The sequence below is a fragment of the Demequina aurantiaca genome, from assembly GCF_000975135.1.
GTDB classification, from domain to species: Bacteria; Actinomycetota; Actinomycetes; order Actinomycetales; family Demequinaceae; genus Demequina; species Demequina aurantiaca.
Genome location: NZ_BBRF01000001.1, coordinates 1,459,126 through 1,474,327, shown reverse-complemented (window position 1 = coordinate 1,474,327; position 15,202 = coordinate 1,459,126). Strand labels below are relative to the sequence as shown.

The window sequence follows — 15,202 nt, the reverse complement described above, 5'->3', positions numbered from 1 at the left end:
GAAATGTGCGCCGCGGGGAACAATTGCCCTCGCAGCGTGGTTCTCAAGGTGTCCGTCCCTAATATCGAGGAGTCCCCATGCACATCCGACAAGGCCTTATGGCCGCTTCGGCAGTAGCAGTTCTTGCACTTGCCGGCTGTTCTTCCAGCTCCGACGACGACGCATCCGCGGCACCGTCAACGTCCAACACCTCGGCCCCCGCGACGAGCGACTCGGCCATGGCTCAGGAATGCCTGCCCGTCCCCGGCGACAAGCTCGTGGTGCTCGCCGACGACCAGCAGCTACAGAACTCCGACAACCTGATCCCCGAGATCGGCGCGGAGTTCTACGACGCGCAGCCCGCCGTCGCCGAGGCCCTTAACGTGGTGTCCGCCGCGCTCGACACCGACCAGCTCATTGCCCTCAACAAGGCCGTCGACATCGACCGCCAGACGTCCAAGGACGTCGCCCAGCAGTGGGTGGATGACAACGCGCTCAAGGCGCCCAGCACCGGCTCCGGTGACGTCATCGTCGGTGCCGCGAACTTCACGGAGAACATCACCGTGGCGGAGATCTACGCCGTGATCCTGCGCGACGCGGGTTACGACGTCGAGGTCCGCGACGTTGGTAACCGCGAGACCTACATGCCGGCTCTCATCTCCGGCGAGGTCAACATCGTGCCCGAATACGCCGCCACCGCTGCGGAGTACTTCAATATCGCTGCCAACGGCGACGATGCTGAGCCGGTTGCTTCAGGTGACATCACCGAGACGGTCACCGCACTGACCGAGCTTGGTGGCGACGCAGGACTCAAGTACGCCGAGCCCTCGGCCGCTCAGGATCAGAACGCCTTTGCCGTCACCACGGCGTTTGCCGACCAGTACGGCGTGACTTCGCTCAGCGAGCTCGCCTCCACCTGTGGCCCCATCTCGCTTGGTGGACCTCCCGAGTGCCCCGAGCGCGCATTCTGCCAGCTGGGACTCCAGGACACGTACGGACTGGAGTTCAACGACTTCCAGTCGCTGGACGCCGGTGGCCCGCTGACCAAGACCGCGATCCAGCAGGGACAGGTTGCCCTGGGACTCGTGTTCTCGTCGGACGGTTCGCTCGGCTAGACGTTCCCCCAACGCAAAGAGGGCCCGGTCCACGTGGACCGGGCCCTCTTTGCGTTGCCTGCCTTCGCTCGCGAGCCGCGCATTGCCGCGACACAATGAAAAAGTGACGGAAGGACCAACATCCCGCATCTCACAGGAAGGTAGGCGAAACCCATGAGCACCACACCTGAGCACACTGAGCCGCACCGTGCGTTGGAAGTATTCCTGGGCGACTGGCACGCCGAGGGAAGTTCGTACGGCGGTGACGACCAGTCCACATTGAACCCCCATGCCGGATCCACGCCGTGGACGAGCATCCATTCGGCGCGATGGCATTCCGGTCACTACTTTGTGATCCAGGACGAACGCGCAAACGGCCCGTTCGACACGTTGACACTGATGGGGTGGGACGACGATGCCGAGCGATACTTCGCGCGCAGCATCGAGAATCACGGCTTTGCGCGCGACTACACCATGACCGTGGATGCCTCCACCTGGACAATCACCGGACCACACGAGCGCGCGACGATTGTGTTTAGTAGCGACGGGAACACTCAGCGCATCTCGTGGGAGTGGCGTCCTGAGGACGGCTGGCTGCCCCTGTGCGATCGCACCGCCCATCGCATCACTTAGCCACACGCAGAAGGGCCCGGTCCGTGTGGACCGGGCCCTTCTGTCTATCGGTGCGCCATCAGGGACTCGAACCCCGAACCCACTGATTAAGAGTCAGTTGCTCTGCCAATTGAGCTAATGGCGCATTTGCACCGGCAACCGGTGCGACTGACAACTTTAGCAGGCAGATGGGCGAGGTGTGAAATCCACGTGTGCTGGCGCTGTTCTGCTAGCCCCCCACGGGCGATATCGTGGATCGTATGAGCGAAAACAAACTGAGCATCGGCGATGAAGCTCCTGACTTCACCGCGCCCACCGACGAGGGCACGTTCACGCTGTCCGAGCACCGCGGCAAGAACGTGATCCTGTATTTCTACCCGGCCGCGATGACTCCCGGCTGCACCACACAGGCCTGTGACTTCCGCGACTCGCTGAGAGCGCTGGCCGCCGCAGGCTATGAGGTTGTGGGCATCTCCAAGGACACCCCCGAGAAGCTCGCGACGTTCCGCGCCGAGGAGGGGCTCACGTTCCCTCTGGTGTCTGACCCGGAGAAGACCGTGCAGGACGCCTACGGCGCGTGGGGCGAGAAGAACTCGTACGGCAAGATCGTCACCGGCTCCATCCGGTCCACCTTTGTGGTGGACATGGACGGCCGTATCGCGCTGGCGCAGTACAACGTCAAGGCGACCGGCCACGTGGCCAAGCTCCGCCGCGACCTGGGGATCGACTCCTAGCCGCGACGGACGATGTGCCGAGGCACACGTGGGACGATGCGCCGAGGCACACGACGGACGATGCGCCGGTGCAAACGCGCGCGAGCGACGTGCGTTGAGCCATGGCCCGGCCATCGCGTATTCTTTACGCGCGGCCTGCCTCGGTAGTGCTGCGCACGCGCGAGTGGCGGAATTGGCAGACGCGCTGGTCTTAGGAACCAGTGTCTTCGGACGTGCGGGTTCAAGTCCCGCCTCGCGCACCACCCCAGCGGTGTTTCTGGCCCGCTATGTTCCTGCGCTTGCATCTGGGAGCAAGAACGTCGAAAAAGTGGCGCTGATGTAAGCGCAGGTGCAGCACCACCGCTGAAAAGCGACGTAGGCCCCCACCCGGTACCGGGTGGGGGCCTACGTCGTTGAGTCTTCCGAGCGCCTCTCGGCGTGGCGGGGACTTAAGTCTTAGTGCTCGGTCGCGTCGTGCTCGTCGATCTTGGCGCGGACCTCGTCCATGTCGAGCGTCTCGACGGCCTCGACCAGCTGCTGAAGCGCGGGGCCGGGAAGTGCGCCGGCCTGGTTGAAGACCATGACGCCGTCGCGGAATGCCATCAGCGTGGGGATAGCGGTGACGCCGAACTTGGCGCCGAGCTCCTGGTGGGCCTCGGTGTCAACCTTGGCGTGCACGATCTCGGTCTTGTCCTCCGAGGACTGCTCGAAGATGGGCGCGAAGCGCTTGCAGGGGCCACACCACTCGGCCCAGAAGTCAACGAGGACAATGCCGTCCTTGCTCACAATTTCGTCAAACGTCTCGGTGGTCAAATCTACGGTTGCCATCTGTTCCTCTCTTGTGGGGGCTGTCCCTCTGGTCGCTGTAACGCGACTTCGCAGCGCTTCATTCCCACCCCAGGTTGGCATGCCACGGCGCGCATTGTGTGGGCCACGCGGAGACCCTGTAGAACAGAGGGTATGACCGACATGGCCGAACTCCCGTCCGAACCCTCAGGGTGGCTCTCCGAGAACGAACTTGAGCAGATTCGTGGCGAACTTCCGCTGCTCTACATCAACGCGATTCCCGTACGGATCAACCCCATGGGAGAACTCACCGAGGTGGGGCTCTTGCTGCGCGTGGACGACGGAGTGATGTCCAGGGCAATCGTGGCTGGGCGCGTCCTGCACCACGAGCGGATTCGCGAGGCGCTGATGCGAAACCTTGAGAAGGACCTGGGTGGTGTCGCGTTGCCGCGCATTCCCACGAACCCCCAGCCGTTCGCCGTTGCCGAGTACTTCCCGACCCCCGGCTTTGGCCCCTTCACCGACACCCGTCAGCACGCCGTCGCGTTGGCCTTTGTGGTCCCCGTCGATGGCGACTGCGAGCCCAGCCAAAACTCCCTCGACATTGTGTGGCTCAGCCCCGAGGAAGCCGCCAGCGAAGAGGTGGCTCGCGAGATGACCGGCGGCCAGGACGTGCTGCTGCGCCAAGCCCTCGCCCACTGCGGAGTGTTGCCCTAGCTCTCGCCATCACCACCTTCTCCCCGAAATGCAACTCCAGGGACGCCAAGGTGCGCCTTAACGACCACTGAGTTGCGCCGGAGGAAGGACTAGCCGAGCACGGCGGCGACGTGGGGCGCCAGCGCGCGAAACGCGGCTCCACGGTGCGAGATCTCATTCTTCTGCTCGGCGGTGATCTCCGCGGTGGTCACGTCGAAGCCCTCGGCCACAAAGATGGGGTCGTAGCCGAATCCCCCGCCGCCGGCAGGCTCGCGCGTCACGTGACCCAGCATGCGACCCACCTCGACGTACTCGTGGCCGTCAGGCGTCACGAGCGCCGCGGCGCAAACAAACTGCGCGTCCCGGTGTTCGTCGGGCACGTCGCCCAGCTGGTCGAGCAGCAGTTGCAGATTCGCCGCATCGTCCCCGTGAGACCCCGCCCAGCGGGCGGAGAACACTCCGGGTGCGCCACCGAGGACGCCCACCGAGATGCCGGAGTCGTCCGCGATCGCGGCCACTCCCGTCGCCTCGCACAGCGCCCGAGCCTTGATCAGCGCGTTGGCCTCAAAGGTGACCCCGTCCTCGACGGGAGCCGGGGCGCCAAGCGAGCCTGCATCGGCTACGGCGTCGCGGGTCAGCCCCGGGACGAGCGGCTCCAGGATGGACCAGATCTCCCCCACTTTGTGCGCATTGTGCGTCGCGATCGCGAGACGCACGCCGGCGGCCGTGCCGCCCGATGCATGGGAAGCCATGGCTACTTGCCCAGGTCGACCGCGAGCGCCGCCTGCTGCATCAGCGTCAGCTCGAGGTTGCCGGTGGTCGCGAGTTCAAGAAGCTCGTCGAGCTCGGGCTTGGAGAACGTCTTGCCCTCCGCAGTGCCCTGCACCTCGACGAAACCGCCGGAGCCGGTCATCACCACGTTCATGTCGGTCTCCGCACGCGAGTCCTCCTCATAGGGCAGGTCAAGCATGGGCAGGCCATCGATGATTCCTACCGAAATCGCGGAGATGGAGTCCGTCAGTGGGTTGGCGTTTGCCTTGATGGCGCCGCTGGCCTTGCCCCAAGCGATCGCGTCCGCGAGCGCCACGTAGGCGCCGGTGATCGACGCGGTGCGCGTGCCGCCGTCGGCCTGAAGCACGTCACAGTCGAGCACGATGGTGTTTTCGCCCAGCGCCTTGACGTCGACGATGGCGCGCAGCGAGCGGCCGATCAAGCGACTGATCTCCATGGTGCGGCCGCCGATCTTTCCACGCACGGACTCGCGACCGTTGCGCGTGTCGGTGGCGCGGGGAAGCATCGCGTACTCGGCGGTGACCCACCCCTCGCCGGAGCCCTTCTTCCAGCGCGGAACTCCCTCGGTGAACGACGCGGAGCACAGCACGCGGGTGTTGCCAAAGGTCACGAGGCACGAGCCCTCCGCGGAGGGCTGCCAGCCGCGCTCAAAGCTCACAGGGCGGAGTTGGTCAAGGGAACGGCCATCGGCGCGGGGTGTAGTCATGGCACGAGCCTAGGCGATGAGCGCTTAGACGACGATATGCATGCCTGGGCGCGCGATGTCGAGCGCCCCCCGGTAGTGCATCCCGACCTCCACGCGTGTGGCATTGGGATCCGCCCACGGGGGAAGATGCGTCACAACCAGCCGGTCGCACGCCGCCTGCTGCGCGACTTTGCCCACGTTCAGCGCGGTGATGTGCATCCCCTCGGGCGCGTTATCGCTATCGAGAAAACTGGCCTCGCACAGGAACACGTCGGCGCCGGAGGCAACCTTCTTGAGACCGGCGCACACGTCCGTGTCGCCGGAGTAGGCGATGACGGCAGACTCGCGCGACTCCAACTCGCTCGGACCCTCGATGCGCATCGCATACGCGGGTACGGGGTGAACCACGGACTCCACCTCGATGGTGATGGGACCAACCCGGACGGGTGTGCCCGTCTGCCAGGCAAAGGTCGTCAGCGCGCGGGTGTGGGTACCCTCACCGCGCAGTTCGTCGATGCGGCTCGCAGTACCGAAGGGGCCGTAGACGAGCGTCTCCGCCGGTCCGTCGGGGTGGTACGAGAGGTACGTATGCAGGCCCGCAAGGTCCGCGCAGTGATCGGGATGCAGGTGCGAGATTGCCACCGCGTCAATCTCCAACGGGTCGCAGTAGCGCTGGAGCGCCCCGAGCGCGCCGGAGCCCATGTCGAGCACCAGTCGCCAGGTGCGACCGTCCGCGTCGTCGGCTTCGATCAGGTAGCACGATGCTGGTGATGCCGGGCCCGGGACGGCGCCGGAGCAGCCCACAACTGTCAGTCTCATGCGCCCAATGATTCCACTTGGGTGACCACGGGACCTAAAAACCGCTGCGCGTGGGACTCAAAGTCCGCGCGTTCCCCGGTCGCAAAGAAGCGGTGGATCGGTGGCGCTGACGCGGTGCGCTCGAGGCCGTTCGCCGCCAGTGCGCGGAAAACGTCGATCGCGGTCTCCGTCGCGCTGTCCACCAGCGTCACCCGTTCGCCCATCACGTAGCCGATCGCGCCCTGGAGCATCGGGTAGTGCGTGCAGCCCAAAATCAACGTATCGATGTCCGCTTCCTGCAGGGGCACGAGGTATTCGCGCGCCACCTCGACCACTTGTGGGCCCGCGGTGATGCCACTCTCGACCAGCGGCACAAAGCTAGGGCAGGCCTGCGAGAACAGGGTGACGTCGGGTGCCGCCGCCAGCGCATCGTCGTACGCACCAGAGGTGATGGTGGCGGTCGTTCCTATGACGCCGATGCGCCCCGACTTAGTCTGCGCGGCGGCGCGCCGGACGGCTGGCACGATGACCTCGACCACGGGCACCCCGCGTTCGCGGCTGAAGCGCTCACGGGCATCCCTCAGGACGGCGGCCGATGCGGTGTTGCACGCAATGACCAGCAGCTTGACCCCGTCCTCGACGAGCTGGTCCATGATGTCAAGCGCGTGCGTGCGTACGGCCGAAATGGGCAGCGGGCCGTAGGGACCGTTCGCGGTGTCTCCCACATAATGGATGGACTCCGCCGGCATCATGTCCATGATGGCCCGCGCGACCGTCAGGCCCCCCACGCCTGAGTCAAAGACGCCGATCGGTGAGTCATTCATTGCTGTCACTCTCCTCGCTGTTCACGACGAACGTGACGAGAGACTCCTGCAGCCACGTGAGCGCCTGGTACAGCATTCCGAGCCACACGCGCTCGGGGTCCACCATCAGGTCGTCCTCGGCGTCCGTGTCGAGGGCATGCTCGGCAAGTTGAATCTCCGTATGGAGCCGGTCCGCGTCCTCGTCGGTATTGAGCGAGAGTCGCGAGGCAAGCACGAGCCGAATGTCGGTCAGTGCCGCAGCGGTCGCCATCGCGTCCTGCCGCTCGACTTCCCACTCGGGTCCGTCCTCGCTCAATTGCTCCCACATGGTGCGCAGTCGGCGCACCTTGGTGTCGCGCAGATCGCCTTCGGTCAGGCGACGGAACTCGCTCGCCACCTCGCGGTCGGTGGGTGCGGCGTTGGGAAGCAACCGCAGGATGGCCGGGTCGTTCGGCTCGGCGAGCGAATCCTCCAGTCCGGCCAAGTGAGCGAAGATCTCGTCTGCCTCGTCGCGTTCGGGGCGGACGGGCTCGGACTGCATTCCGAAGGCCTCTCCCCCGAGGAGTAGCCCCACGTCGGCGACGATGCGCGCCACGACCGCCCGTTCATCCTCGTCTAGTTCGGCGACGGCTACCCCGTCGCGCTCGGCGAATCCTCTCACTGGCCACTCCGCTGCATGGTCGCCCATAGTCCGTAGCCGTGCATCGCCTGCACGTCGACTTCCATCTTTTCGCGACCCCCGGAGGACACCACGGACTTGCCGTGCTCGTGAACCTCGTGCATGCGCGCCTCGGCCGCCTGACGAGTGAAGCCAAAGTAACTCTGAAATACGTGGGTGACGTAACTCATCAGGTTGACGGGATCGTTCCACACAATGGTGACCCAGGCATCGTCCAGGCGTGTTACGACGTTGCCCTCGGGCTCGAGCTGTTCCTGGGAATCCACGCTCTTAGCCTACGGCGCGGTGGCCACACCTTCAGGCATTGAGCCGATGCGTCGCCGCCTCAGCGGCAATCGTCAGGTGGTTGGGGGCTACTCGCCGCCGTCCTCGGGACCAAAACGGCCGTCAATGATTTCCTTGCACTGCGGGCACACGGGGAACTTCTGCGGGTCGCGACCTGGCGTCCACACCTTGCCGCACAGCGCAATCACGGGCTCGCCACTCATCGCGGACTCCATGATCTTTTCCTTGCGCACGTAGTGCGCGAAGCGTTCGGCATCGCCGGGCTCGGCCAGTTCGCGCACCGTGGTGCGCTCGATCGTGGCGGTGCCGCCCTGCGGGAGGTCGGTCTGGGGCGCGGGGGTCATGGGCTCACTCATGCGCACCATGGTACGACGTGTGCCACCAACATGCTCGCTCTCCTAGGTCACTGCCCCGAGCAGTTTGCCCGCACGGGAGTCGTAGGCCCGACCGGCGAGGCGCACGCCGGCAATGTACGCGGCGGGCCCCAGCGCAAGTCCCGCGATGCATGCAAGCCAGGCCCAGCGGGGATCCACCGCGAGCGCGAGCACCAGTGGCGCGATGACCAGTGGCAAGAGCACGACGGTGGCCGCCGAGGACACGAGTTGGGCCACCAAGCCCGCTCCCACGGATCCCACCTCCGCCCCGAGGGGGTTCTCCCCCGGCGCCGGCGCTCGGTACGGGAACACCACCGAGGACACCGCGGATACTCCGAGCGTGAGCCCCAGCACCCCTACGCATGCCCCCACCAATGCGGGGGCAACCTGCCACAGCCCGCTCCACGCGACTATTGCGGCGCACGCCACCAGGGTGGCGGGCAGTGCCCAGGCCACGATCGCGGACATTCTGCCGCGCAGGACGTCAACACCGATGCGGCCCGAGACCACGTCCAGCCACAGCGCACTCGAGTCGTACGCCACGTCGTTGTGACGGCCCCAGCCGATGGAGGCGGCGAGTAGCACGGGCGCCAGGAAGGACCAGCGGACGTCCAGGCCCGTCACCGGCATCACCAGGGCAACAAAGACCACCGGGAAGACGAAGACACCCATCATGTTTGCCAGGTAGCGCGGGTCGGAGAACCAGTAGCGCAGCAAGCGGGCGCGCACGGCGGTGGCCGCCATGGACCTGGTCGGAAGCACCCCGCGCATCGGCGCATTCTTGACGGCGGCGATGATCGTGTCGTCCCTGCGGCGCGTTCCCGCACCACGAAACTTGGGGTTGACGAGCGCATACGCGACGTTTGCTCGCCATGCGCCCCACAGCAGCAGGACCCAGAGGGCGAGCTCGCCGAGCCGCCACGTCACGCCAAACCAGTCGCCCACCGCGGCGGCATTGGGAGCGGACATGCCTGCCCCCACCGGCGTCACAGCCACCTGGTCGAGGAACACCACCAAGTAGTTCTCGAGCACCGCATCCAGTCCGTCGCTAAACAGCACCCACGCCAGCGGCGCCATCAGCCCGAGTCCCACCGCAATCCCCGCGACGGCGGCCCCACGTGCGCGGCGCGACGCCAGCACCCTGGTGCTCCACATCGCGGCCACCCGGGCGACGAAGACCAGTGACAGCACCGTGAGCACCGCACCCACTATCGCCACGATCACCGGCCCAGCCCCCAAGTCCCGCCATACCGAGGTCAGGATGAGGAAGAACACGGTGAAGAAAGCGACAGGGATGGTGAGCAATGCCGCGACGGTGAGCCCAGCCATGATCCTGCGCGCGCCCACCCCAAAGGACGCGAAGCGTCCCGGGTCAAGCGTGTCGTCGAGCCCCGTGATGAGCACCGGCACGCTCACCCAGCCGAGCGTCAAGATCAGGGTGGCCCCCACCAGCACGTCCTCGCGAAAGTCCGAGCCTTCCGCTGCAAGGGCACTCGCCCCCCAGAGAGTCCAGGGCAGCAGCACCACCGCCCAGAGAGCGCCACCGATGACGATCAGGATTCGCCAGCGTTCACGCTCCAGCACATGGCGCTGCGTGCGGAACTTGATGGCTAGGACTGACGCAACCACGCCAGGTCCCGCTGATCTGCTACGTCGCCAATCAGGTCCACGAACCGGTCCTCAAGCTCCCGACCGCCCCGCACCTCGTCAAGTGTGCCCTCCGCGAGGATGCGGCCCCCTCCGATGACGGCCACCCGGTCACACAGCCGCTCAACCAGCGCCATGACGTGCGAGGACATCACGACCGTCCCGCCCGACTCGACGAAGGCCGTGAGGATGCGGCGAATCGCGCCCGCTGAGACGGGGTCGACGGCCTCGAATGGCTCGTCGAGCACCAGCACGCGCGGGGCGTGCACCAGTGCGCATGCGAGAGAGATCTTCTTGGTCATACCGGCGGAGTAGTCCGTCACGAGCGTGCGCCCGGCCCCCTCGAGATCAAGCGCGGCGAGCAGGTCGTCGCGCCGAGCCTCCACGGTGTCGCGGTCCATGCCGCGCAGCAAGCCAGCGTAGGAGATGAGTTCGGCGCCCGTCAGCCGGTCAAAACTATGAAGCCCGTCAGGCAGGACACCGAGCATGCGCTTGGCCTCCTCGGGTACCGCCCAGAGGTTGACGCCGTGGATGAAGGCGGTGCCCGAGTCGGGAGTCAGGAGTCCCGTGGCCATCGACAGGCTGGTGGTCTTGCCGGCGCCGTTGGGGCCCACCACGCCGTAGAAGGAGCCCGCGGGGATGTCCAGGTCAATCGTGTCCACCGCGAGCGTCGCCCCAAACCTCTTGGTCAGTTTGCGCAATGCGATCGCGGGCACGTCCACGCCAGGGTTCTCGCCCGGATGCGGGGGCGCCGTTGCGCTCGCGTGACTCATGCCGTCAGGCTATACGGCGCCGTCAGCCCGCCGTCACCAACAGCAGCGTGGTGTAGGCCAGCCACGCGGCGAGCAAGACGGCACCCTCGATGCGGTTGATGCGCCCGCGCCCCACACGCCCCCACGCGAAGACCACCAACAGGATCGTCATGATTCCAACCATGGGCAGATCTCGCGTCAGCACCTCGCTGTCGACGGCGATGGGCGTGATAACACCCGCAATTCCGATGACGCCGAGCGTATTGAACAAATTTGAGCCGATGATGTTGCCTAGTGCCAGGTCATTCTCACCCTTGCGCGCGGCAGCTAGCGACGCGGCCAACTCCGGCGCGGAGGTACCGATGGCCACCACCGTCAGGCCGATGACCAAGTCCGACCACCCCAGGGATTGTGCGATCTCCACCGCGCCCCACACGAGCAATCGCGAACCGGCGACGAGCAGCACTAGTCCGACCACGAGCCAGGTCCACGCGGCCTTCTTGCTGAGCTTGCTGGTTTCGGTGTGCTCGGCTGCCTCCTTGGCGAGGTTGTCGCCGCGATGAACGCGCGCGGACATCACCGACCACGTGATGAGCACCACCAACAGCACGAGCAGGATGGACGCATCGGCAATGGAAATGGTGCCGTCGAGCATCAGCAGCCATGCCACAGCGGTCGCAGCAATCAGTACTGGCAGCTCCTTGCGCAAGATCCCGCGGTGAACCATGATCGGCAGCACTATCGCCGTGACACCCAGGATCAAGCCAATATTCGCGATGTTGGAGCCCAGCGCATTGCCGATGGCGATTTCGGGATTCCCGTCAACGGCCGCGAAGGTGGAGACCACCATCTCGGGCGCGGAGGTGCCGAATCCGATCACCAACATGCCGATGAGCAAGGGGGCCATGCCCAGGTAGCGAGCAACGCTTGCAGCGCCCAGCACAAACTTGTCGGCACTCCACGCAAGAATGGCCAGTCCGCCGATGGTGGCGAGAATCGCAAAGGTCATGGCATGAGCGTAACGATCCCCGGCATCGGGCGCGGTTTTGTGGCTTTTTCCGGTGAGGCGTGTCGCTTTGCCCCACGTAGAACGGCGACTTTCACAAACCCGGCGTTCCGCGCTAGCCATCTAACCTACGGCACCGTAGGATAGGGGCAACTGAACCACGGGTGTTCCGCCCAGTCCTCGACTGAGAAGTCGTTGTCCGACATCTCAGGAGAGACATGCCGAATCAAGCCGCACCCGAAGCAGGGTTTGCTCCGACCGCGACAGTCACGTCCTGGCCGTTCCCCGTGAACTCGATCACGTCGACGTTCACCGAGCTCGCCAGCACTGTCCGCGACTTGGGCCTTCTCCGCCGCCACTACGCCTTCTACATTGGCTCCGCGGCCGTGCTCACCCTCGCTCTGGGCGGAATCATCACCGGCTTTATCCTGTTGGGCGACTCGTGGTTCCAGCTCCTCATGGCGGGCGCGCTGGGTCTCTGGCTCACGCAGGCCGCCTTCCTCGGACACGAGGCCTCGCACCGCGTCATCCTCGACTCGGGCCCCAAGAATGACCGACTGGGCCGCTGGATCTCCACGCTCGCCGTGGGCATCAGCTACCAGTGGTGGATGAACAAGCACTCGCGTCACCACCAGAGCCCCAACACCAAGGGCAAGGACCCTGACATCGAGAAGGACACGATCTCCTTCATCGACGAGGACGCCCAGGAGGCAAAGGGACTCATTGCCGCGATCACGCGCAAGCAGGGCTACCTGTTCTTCCCGCTGCTCACCTTCGAGGGCTACAACCTTCACTACCGCTCCGTCGCGTCGCTGTTCGCCAACGGCACCACCAAGCAAAAGTGGACCGAGCTGTCGCTGATCGTCGCGCACTTCGTCATCTACCTGGTGCCCGTATTCCTGTTCCTGCCGCTGGGCATGGCCTTCGCATTCGTGGCAGTCCAGATGGCCGTATTCGGCGTCTACATGGGCGCATCGTTCGCACCTAACCACAAGGGCATGGCGATCATTCCGGCCGATGCCAAGGTTGACTTCTTCTCCAAGCAGGTCTTGACGTCGCGCAACATTCGCGGCGGCTGGTTCATGACCATTCTCATGGGTGGCCTGAACTACCAGATCGAGCACCACCTGTTCCCCAACATGGCGCGCCCCCACCTGGCCAAGACTCGCGAGCTGACCATGATTCACTGCGAGACGCACGACGTGAAGTACACCGAGACCGGTCTCTTCCAGTCCTACGGGATCGTCATCGACTACCTGAACCGCGTCGGCCTGCAGGCCCGCGACCCATTCGACTGCCCCATGGTGAATAAGTGGCGTAGCTAGTCTCGCGCAAGTTCGCGCAACACCAAGAATGGCCGTCAGCTCACGCTGGCGGCCATTTTTGCGTTCTCGGCGGGCGCGGTTCCCTGCGCTTACATTTCGACCAGTTTTTTGCGCAATAGGCGTCGAGATGTAAGCGCAGCAAACATGGCGCGGGCAATCGAACTCGCGGCGCCCAACGCATCGGCGGCTGGCGACCTCTCCGTTGCCACCTCTGAGACGGCGTCTGCGGTCAGTCCGGAACTTGCAGGAACTGGTGTCGATGGGGCACGTCAGGCCGGAGTCGCCTCAGTTCTACTCGCGGCTGGGCTCGGGTTGCTTGCTCTGCGCAGCAGAGCATTCACTCGGTAGCTCGCGCCCCGCCTTCAACCCCATTGTGGTGGACTCAAAAGTCCGGTAGTGTTCACCACACACTCACTTGGGGGATCAATGCAGATTTTGAAGAGACTCACCGTCGCCGCGTGCCTGGCGGCCATCACCGGAGCCGTCGTCACTGCGCCAGCGAGCGCCGCGGCAGTCGAGTCAGATGGGGGATTCGCCTTCACCTGCGACTCCTCTGACAACGCCAACATCACGGACTACTTGGCGGCCTCCATTCTGGACGTGTCCATTCCCGCCACGCTCACGACTAGCGGAGGGACCAACTGCGACGTCATTTCCATCGACTCCGGCGCCTTCAAAGAAAACGAACTGAACTCGGTGGAGATCCCGGCGAGCGTGACCTTCATTGGCGGAGAGGCCTTCGCGGGGAACGAGCTCACCAGCGTGACCTTCCTTCCCCGCACGACCAATCTGTCGGTTTTCGCCGGCGCATTCGACGGACAACAGAATTCCAACGGCATTGTCACAGGGTGGCTCAACGACAGCGGAGGACTCCTCAAAGCAATCCCGACGTCGTATTCGGCCGGGGATACGTTCACGGCGGTCTACACCCCGATCTACAACGTCACCCTCGACTACGCGGACGGGACTCCCACCGTGAGTTATCTCGTCCCTCAAGACACCCGGCTAGATGGCACCGAGATTACCGGGCCACTCCTCACCGGGGAGAAGTTCGACATTCTGTTCGATGCCGTGATGGACCCAGACCACCCGCTCACCGGATGGAAAAACAGCGCCGGAGCCGACTGGGATCCGGCCACTCCCGTCACGAGTGACATCACCCTGACCGCGCAGTACGGCGATGGCTCCACTCTGCCGCCGGAATCCCTTCCCGAATGGGTCGTTACGTTCGATCCCGCCAACGGCACCGCCACCATCTCCACGACGGTCAAGGACGGCGCCACGGTGAGCGCGCCTGCAGATCCCGTATCAGGGGACAACGGTGACTCACCTTTCCAGGGATGGTTCGATGCAAACGGCAGCAAATGGGACCCCAGCACTCCGGTCACGGGAAATGCCACTCTGGTGGCGAAATATACGTCGACCGAAACCACAGAGCCGGCCGAGGAGCCCCTCAAAATGGAAAGCGTCACGGTCCCCGTGATCACCGGGAATTTGTTCCCCGGAGGAACCTCGACAGTTGAACTCAACTTACGATTTGATGGCGAGACTCTCAGGATCCTCGAGATCGACAAAGCTGAGTACGAAAAGGCAAGCGAGAGCAAAACGCCCGGCACCTATCTCTTCAGGCGAACGGGCCGCGACCTCGAAGTGACAGGGTGCTTTGTGCCAGCTTCCGAAATCTCCGCTGACGGACTGATCAAGCTCGAGAACCTAAGCCCCGGTTGCCGCACCCCCGAGCCAGCGACCGTCACCGTGCCACCACTGCATGCGACAGCAGACGAGGCATCATGCAAGCCACAGCAGGTGCTCGGGCAGTTTTTCTTCTACTCCGCCGTCTGCCTCAACATCCACTCAGAACCGCTGTTTCTTGGCGCCACCACGCTGTCCGCCGACGGTAACGCAACCTTCACCTTCACGCTTCCTGAAGGCTTTCCCCCCGGCAAGCACACGCTGGTCTTTTCAGTTGCAGGCGAAGAAGTGAGCGTCCCCGTCACTGTCGTTCCGGCACTGGCCGGCACTGGGCCCGAGGACGCGGTGCTGCTTGGCAACGCCGCAGCGATGTCAATCGCGCTCGGCCTGTACTTGGTGTTCCTGGGACGCTCGCGCAAGCGCGGCTTCGCAGGACGCAGCAACGGGTCGGGAATGGCATAGCAACCACAAACAGCACGCGAAA

The 15,202-nt window shown here is 64.8% G+C and carries 18 protein-coding genes and 2 tRNA genes; 8 read left to right on the top strand and 12 right to left on the bottom strand.

The genetic code is table 11. The features are described 5' to 3' along the window. Positions 1-77: 77 nt before the first annotated feature. Together AOP73_RS06685 and AOP73_RS06680 are read left to right on the top strand one after the other, a co-directional pair. Positions 78-1,094, top strand: a complete 1,017-nt coding sequence (locus AOP73_RS06685) for a glycine betaine ABC transporter substrate-binding protein (protein ID WP_152650559.1) — start codon at positions 78-80, stop codon at positions 1,092-1,094. Between the two features lie 153 nt (positions 1,095-1,247). Then, on the top strand, positions 1,248-1,706 hold the full coding sequence (locus AOP73_RS06680; RefSeq protein WP_061964076.1) for a DUF1579 family protein: 459 nt from the start codon (positions 1,248-1,250) through the stop codon (positions 1,704-1,706). Between the two features lie 51 nt (positions 1,707-1,757). On the opposite strand, the gene AOP73_RS06675 is transcribed toward AOP73_RS06680, so the two are convergent. After that, positions 1,758-1,830 (bottom strand) — tRNA-Lys (locus AOP73_RS06675). A 115-nt stretch (positions 1,831-1,945) separates the two neighbouring features. Here AOP73_RS06675 and bcp point away from each other — a divergent pair. Then, positions 1,946-2,419 carry a thioredoxin-dependent thiol peroxidase gene (gene bcp / locus AOP73_RS06670; protein ID WP_061964075.1) on the top strand — a complete coding sequence of 158 codons (474 nt, stop codon included), beginning with the start codon at positions 1,946-1,948 and terminating at the stop codon, positions 2,417-2,419. Between the two features lie 157 nt (positions 2,420-2,576). Then, positions 2,577-2,661: transfer RNA gene (locus AOP73_RS06665), tRNA-Leu, on the top strand. A 193-nt stretch (positions 2,662-2,854) separates the two neighbouring features. Here AOP73_RS06665 and trxA read toward each other — a convergent pair. Beyond that, positions 2,855-3,226, bottom strand: a complete 372-nt coding sequence (gene trxA, locus AOP73_RS06660; protein WP_061964074.1) for a thioredoxin — start codon at positions 3,224-3,226, stop codon at positions 2,855-2,857. Between the two features lie 132 nt (positions 3,227-3,358). Here trxA and AOP73_RS06655 point away from each other — a divergent pair, with 132 nt between their 5' ends. Further along, positions 3,359-3,901, top strand: coding sequence for a DUF4916 domain-containing protein (locus AOP73_RS06655; protein ID WP_152650558.1), 543 nt, complete (start codon positions 3,359-3,361; stop codon positions 3,899-3,901). 89 nt (positions 3,902-3,990) lie between these two features. Here AOP73_RS06655 and rdgB read toward each other — a convergent pair whose 3' ends face one another. The 10 genes from rdgB to AOP73_RS06605 form a co-directional block, all read right to left on the bottom strand. Then, positions 3,991-4,632 (bottom strand): RdgB/HAM1 family non-canonical purine NTP pyrophosphatase, encoded by a 642-nt coding sequence (gene rdgB, locus AOP73_RS06650; protein ID WP_061964073.1) that lies wholly within the window; start codon positions 4,630-4,632, stop codon positions 3,991-3,993. Between the two features lie 2 nt (positions 4,633-4,634). After that, positions 4,635-5,378: a ribonuclease PH gene (gene rph / locus AOP73_RS06645; protein WP_061964071.1), complete on the bottom strand. Its 744-nt coding sequence runs from the start codon at positions 5,376-5,378 to the stop codon at positions 4,635-4,637. Positions 5,379-5,402: 24 nt separating this feature from the next. After that, positions 5,403-6,176, bottom strand: a complete 774-nt coding sequence (locus AOP73_RS06640; protein ID WP_084626610.1) for an MBL fold metallo-hydrolase — start codon at positions 6,174-6,176, stop codon at positions 5,403-5,405. Continuing rightward, positions 6,173-6,979, bottom strand: a complete 807-nt coding sequence (murI, locus tag AOP73_RS06635; protein ID WP_061964067.1) for a glutamate racemase — start codon at positions 6,977-6,979, stop codon at positions 6,173-6,175. The genes AOP73_RS06640 and murI overlap by 4 nt, the downstream gene beginning before the upstream one ends. After that, entirely contained in the window at positions 6,972-7,619 is a 648-nt protein-coding gene (locus AOP73_RS06630; protein ID WP_160295445.1) for a DUF2017 family protein, read from the bottom strand. Before AOP73_RS06630 ends, murI begins: the two co-directional genes overlap by 8 nt. Continuing rightward, positions 7,616-7,903 carry an ATP-dependent Clp protease adapter ClpS gene (clpS, locus tag AOP73_RS06625; RefSeq protein WP_061964064.1) on the bottom strand — a complete coding sequence of 96 codons (288 nt, stop codon included), beginning with the start codon at positions 7,901-7,903 and terminating at the stop codon, positions 7,616-7,618. The genes AOP73_RS06630 and clpS overlap by 4 nt, the downstream gene beginning before the upstream one ends. Before the next feature lie 87 nt (positions 7,904-7,990). Continuing rightward, positions 7,991-8,278, bottom strand: coding sequence for a DUF3039 domain-containing protein (locus tag AOP73_RS06620; RefSeq protein ID WP_061964915.1), 288 nt, complete (start codon positions 8,276-8,278; stop codon positions 7,991-7,993). 42 nt (positions 8,279-8,320) lie between these two features. After that, the gene (locus AOP73_RS06615) at positions 8,321-9,925 is read right to left on the bottom strand and encodes a hypothetical protein (protein ID WP_061964061.1); all 1,605 of its coding nucleotides are present in this window, start codon (positions 9,923-9,925) and stop codon (positions 8,321-8,323) included. Beyond that, positions 9,907-10,716: an ABC transporter ATP-binding protein gene (locus tag AOP73_RS06610; protein ID WP_061964059.1), complete on the bottom strand. Its 810-nt coding sequence runs from the start codon at positions 10,714-10,716 to the stop codon at positions 9,907-9,909. Before AOP73_RS06610 ends, AOP73_RS06615 begins: the two co-directional genes overlap by 19 nt. A 22-nt stretch (positions 10,717-10,738) precedes the next feature. Further along, on the bottom strand, positions 10,739-11,704 hold the full coding sequence (locus AOP73_RS06605) for a calcium/sodium antiporter (RefSeq protein ID WP_061964058.1): 966 nt from the start codon (positions 11,702-11,704) through the stop codon (positions 10,739-10,741). Between the two features lie 215 nt (positions 11,705-11,919). Between AOP73_RS06605 and AOP73_RS06600 the strand changes: the two genes are divergently transcribed. From AOP73_RS06600 to AOP73_RS06595, 3 genes are all read left to right on the top strand, one after another. Further along, positions 11,920-13,026, top strand: a complete 1,107-nt coding sequence (locus AOP73_RS06600; RefSeq protein ID WP_084626609.1) for a fatty acid desaturase family protein — start codon at positions 11,920-11,922, stop codon at positions 13,024-13,026. 144 nt (positions 13,027-13,170) lie between these two features. Beyond that, positions 13,171-13,374, top strand: coding sequence for a hypothetical protein (locus AOP73_RS11870; protein ID WP_152650556.1), 204 nt, complete (start codon positions 13,171-13,173; stop codon positions 13,372-13,374). A 78-nt stretch (positions 13,375-13,452) separates the two neighbouring features. Continuing rightward, entirely contained in the window at positions 13,453-15,180 is a 1,728-nt protein-coding gene (locus AOP73_RS06595) for an InlB B-repeat-containing protein (protein ID WP_061964056.1), read from the top strand. Positions 15,181-15,202 lie beyond the last annotated feature (22 nt).

Bases quoted from the DNA above. Each gene is read 5' to 3' on its own strand.
- AOP73_RS06610 (WP_061964059.1), bottom strand. From the start codon at position 10,716: ATGAGTCACGCGAGCGCAACGGCGCCCCCGCATCCGGGCGAGAACCCT.
- rph (WP_061964071.1), bottom strand. From the start codon at position 5,378: ATGACTACACCCCGCGCCGATGGCCGTTCCCTTGACCAACTCCGCCCT.
- AOP73_RS11870 (WP_152650556.1), top strand. From the start codon at position 13,171: ATGGCGCGGGCAATCGAACTCGCGGCGCCCAACGCATCGGCGGCTGGC.
- trxA (WP_061964074.1), bottom strand. From the start codon at position 3,226: ATGGCAACCGTAGATTTGACCACCGAGACGTTTGACGAAATTGTGAGC.
- AOP73_RS06620 (WP_061964915.1), bottom strand. From the start codon at position 8,278: ATGAGTGAGCCCATGACCCCCGCGCCCCAGACCGACCTCCCGCAGGGC.
- AOP73_RS06640 (WP_084626610.1), bottom strand. From the start codon at position 6,176: ATGAGACTGACAGTTGTGGGCTGCTCCGGCGCCGTCCCGGGCCCGGCA.
- AOP73_RS06680 (WP_061964076.1), top strand. From the start codon at position 1,248: ATGAGCACCACACCTGAGCACACTGAGCCGCACCGTGCGTTGGAAGTA.
- AOP73_RS06685 (WP_152650559.1), top strand. From the start codon at position 78: ATGCACATCCGACAAGGCCTTATGGCCGCTTCGGCAGTAGCAGTTCTT.
- rdgB (WP_061964073.1), bottom strand. From the start codon at position 4,632: ATGGCTTCCCATGCATCGGGCGGCACGGCCGCCGGCGTGCGTCTCGCG.
- bcp (WP_061964075.1), top strand. From the start codon at position 1,946: ATGAGCGAAAACAAACTGAGCATCGGCGATGAAGCTCCTGACTTCACC.
- murI (WP_061964067.1), bottom strand. From the start codon at position 6,979: ATGAATGACTCACCGATCGGCGTCTTTGACTCAGGCGTGGGGGGCCTG.
- AOP73_RS06600 (WP_084626609.1), top strand. From the start codon at position 11,920: ATGCCGAATCAAGCCGCACCCGAAGCAGGGTTTGCTCCGACCGCGACA.
- AOP73_RS06605 (WP_061964058.1), bottom strand. From the start codon at position 11,704: ATGACCTTTGCGATTCTCGCCACCATCGGCGGACTGGCCATTCTTGCG.
- AOP73_RS06595 (WP_061964056.1), top strand. From the start codon at position 13,453: ATGCAGATTTTGAAGAGACTCACCGTCGCCGCGTGCCTGGCGGCCATC.
- AOP73_RS06655 (WP_152650558.1), top strand. From the start codon at position 3,359: ATGACCGACATGGCCGAACTCCCGTCCGAACCCTCAGGGTGGCTCTCC.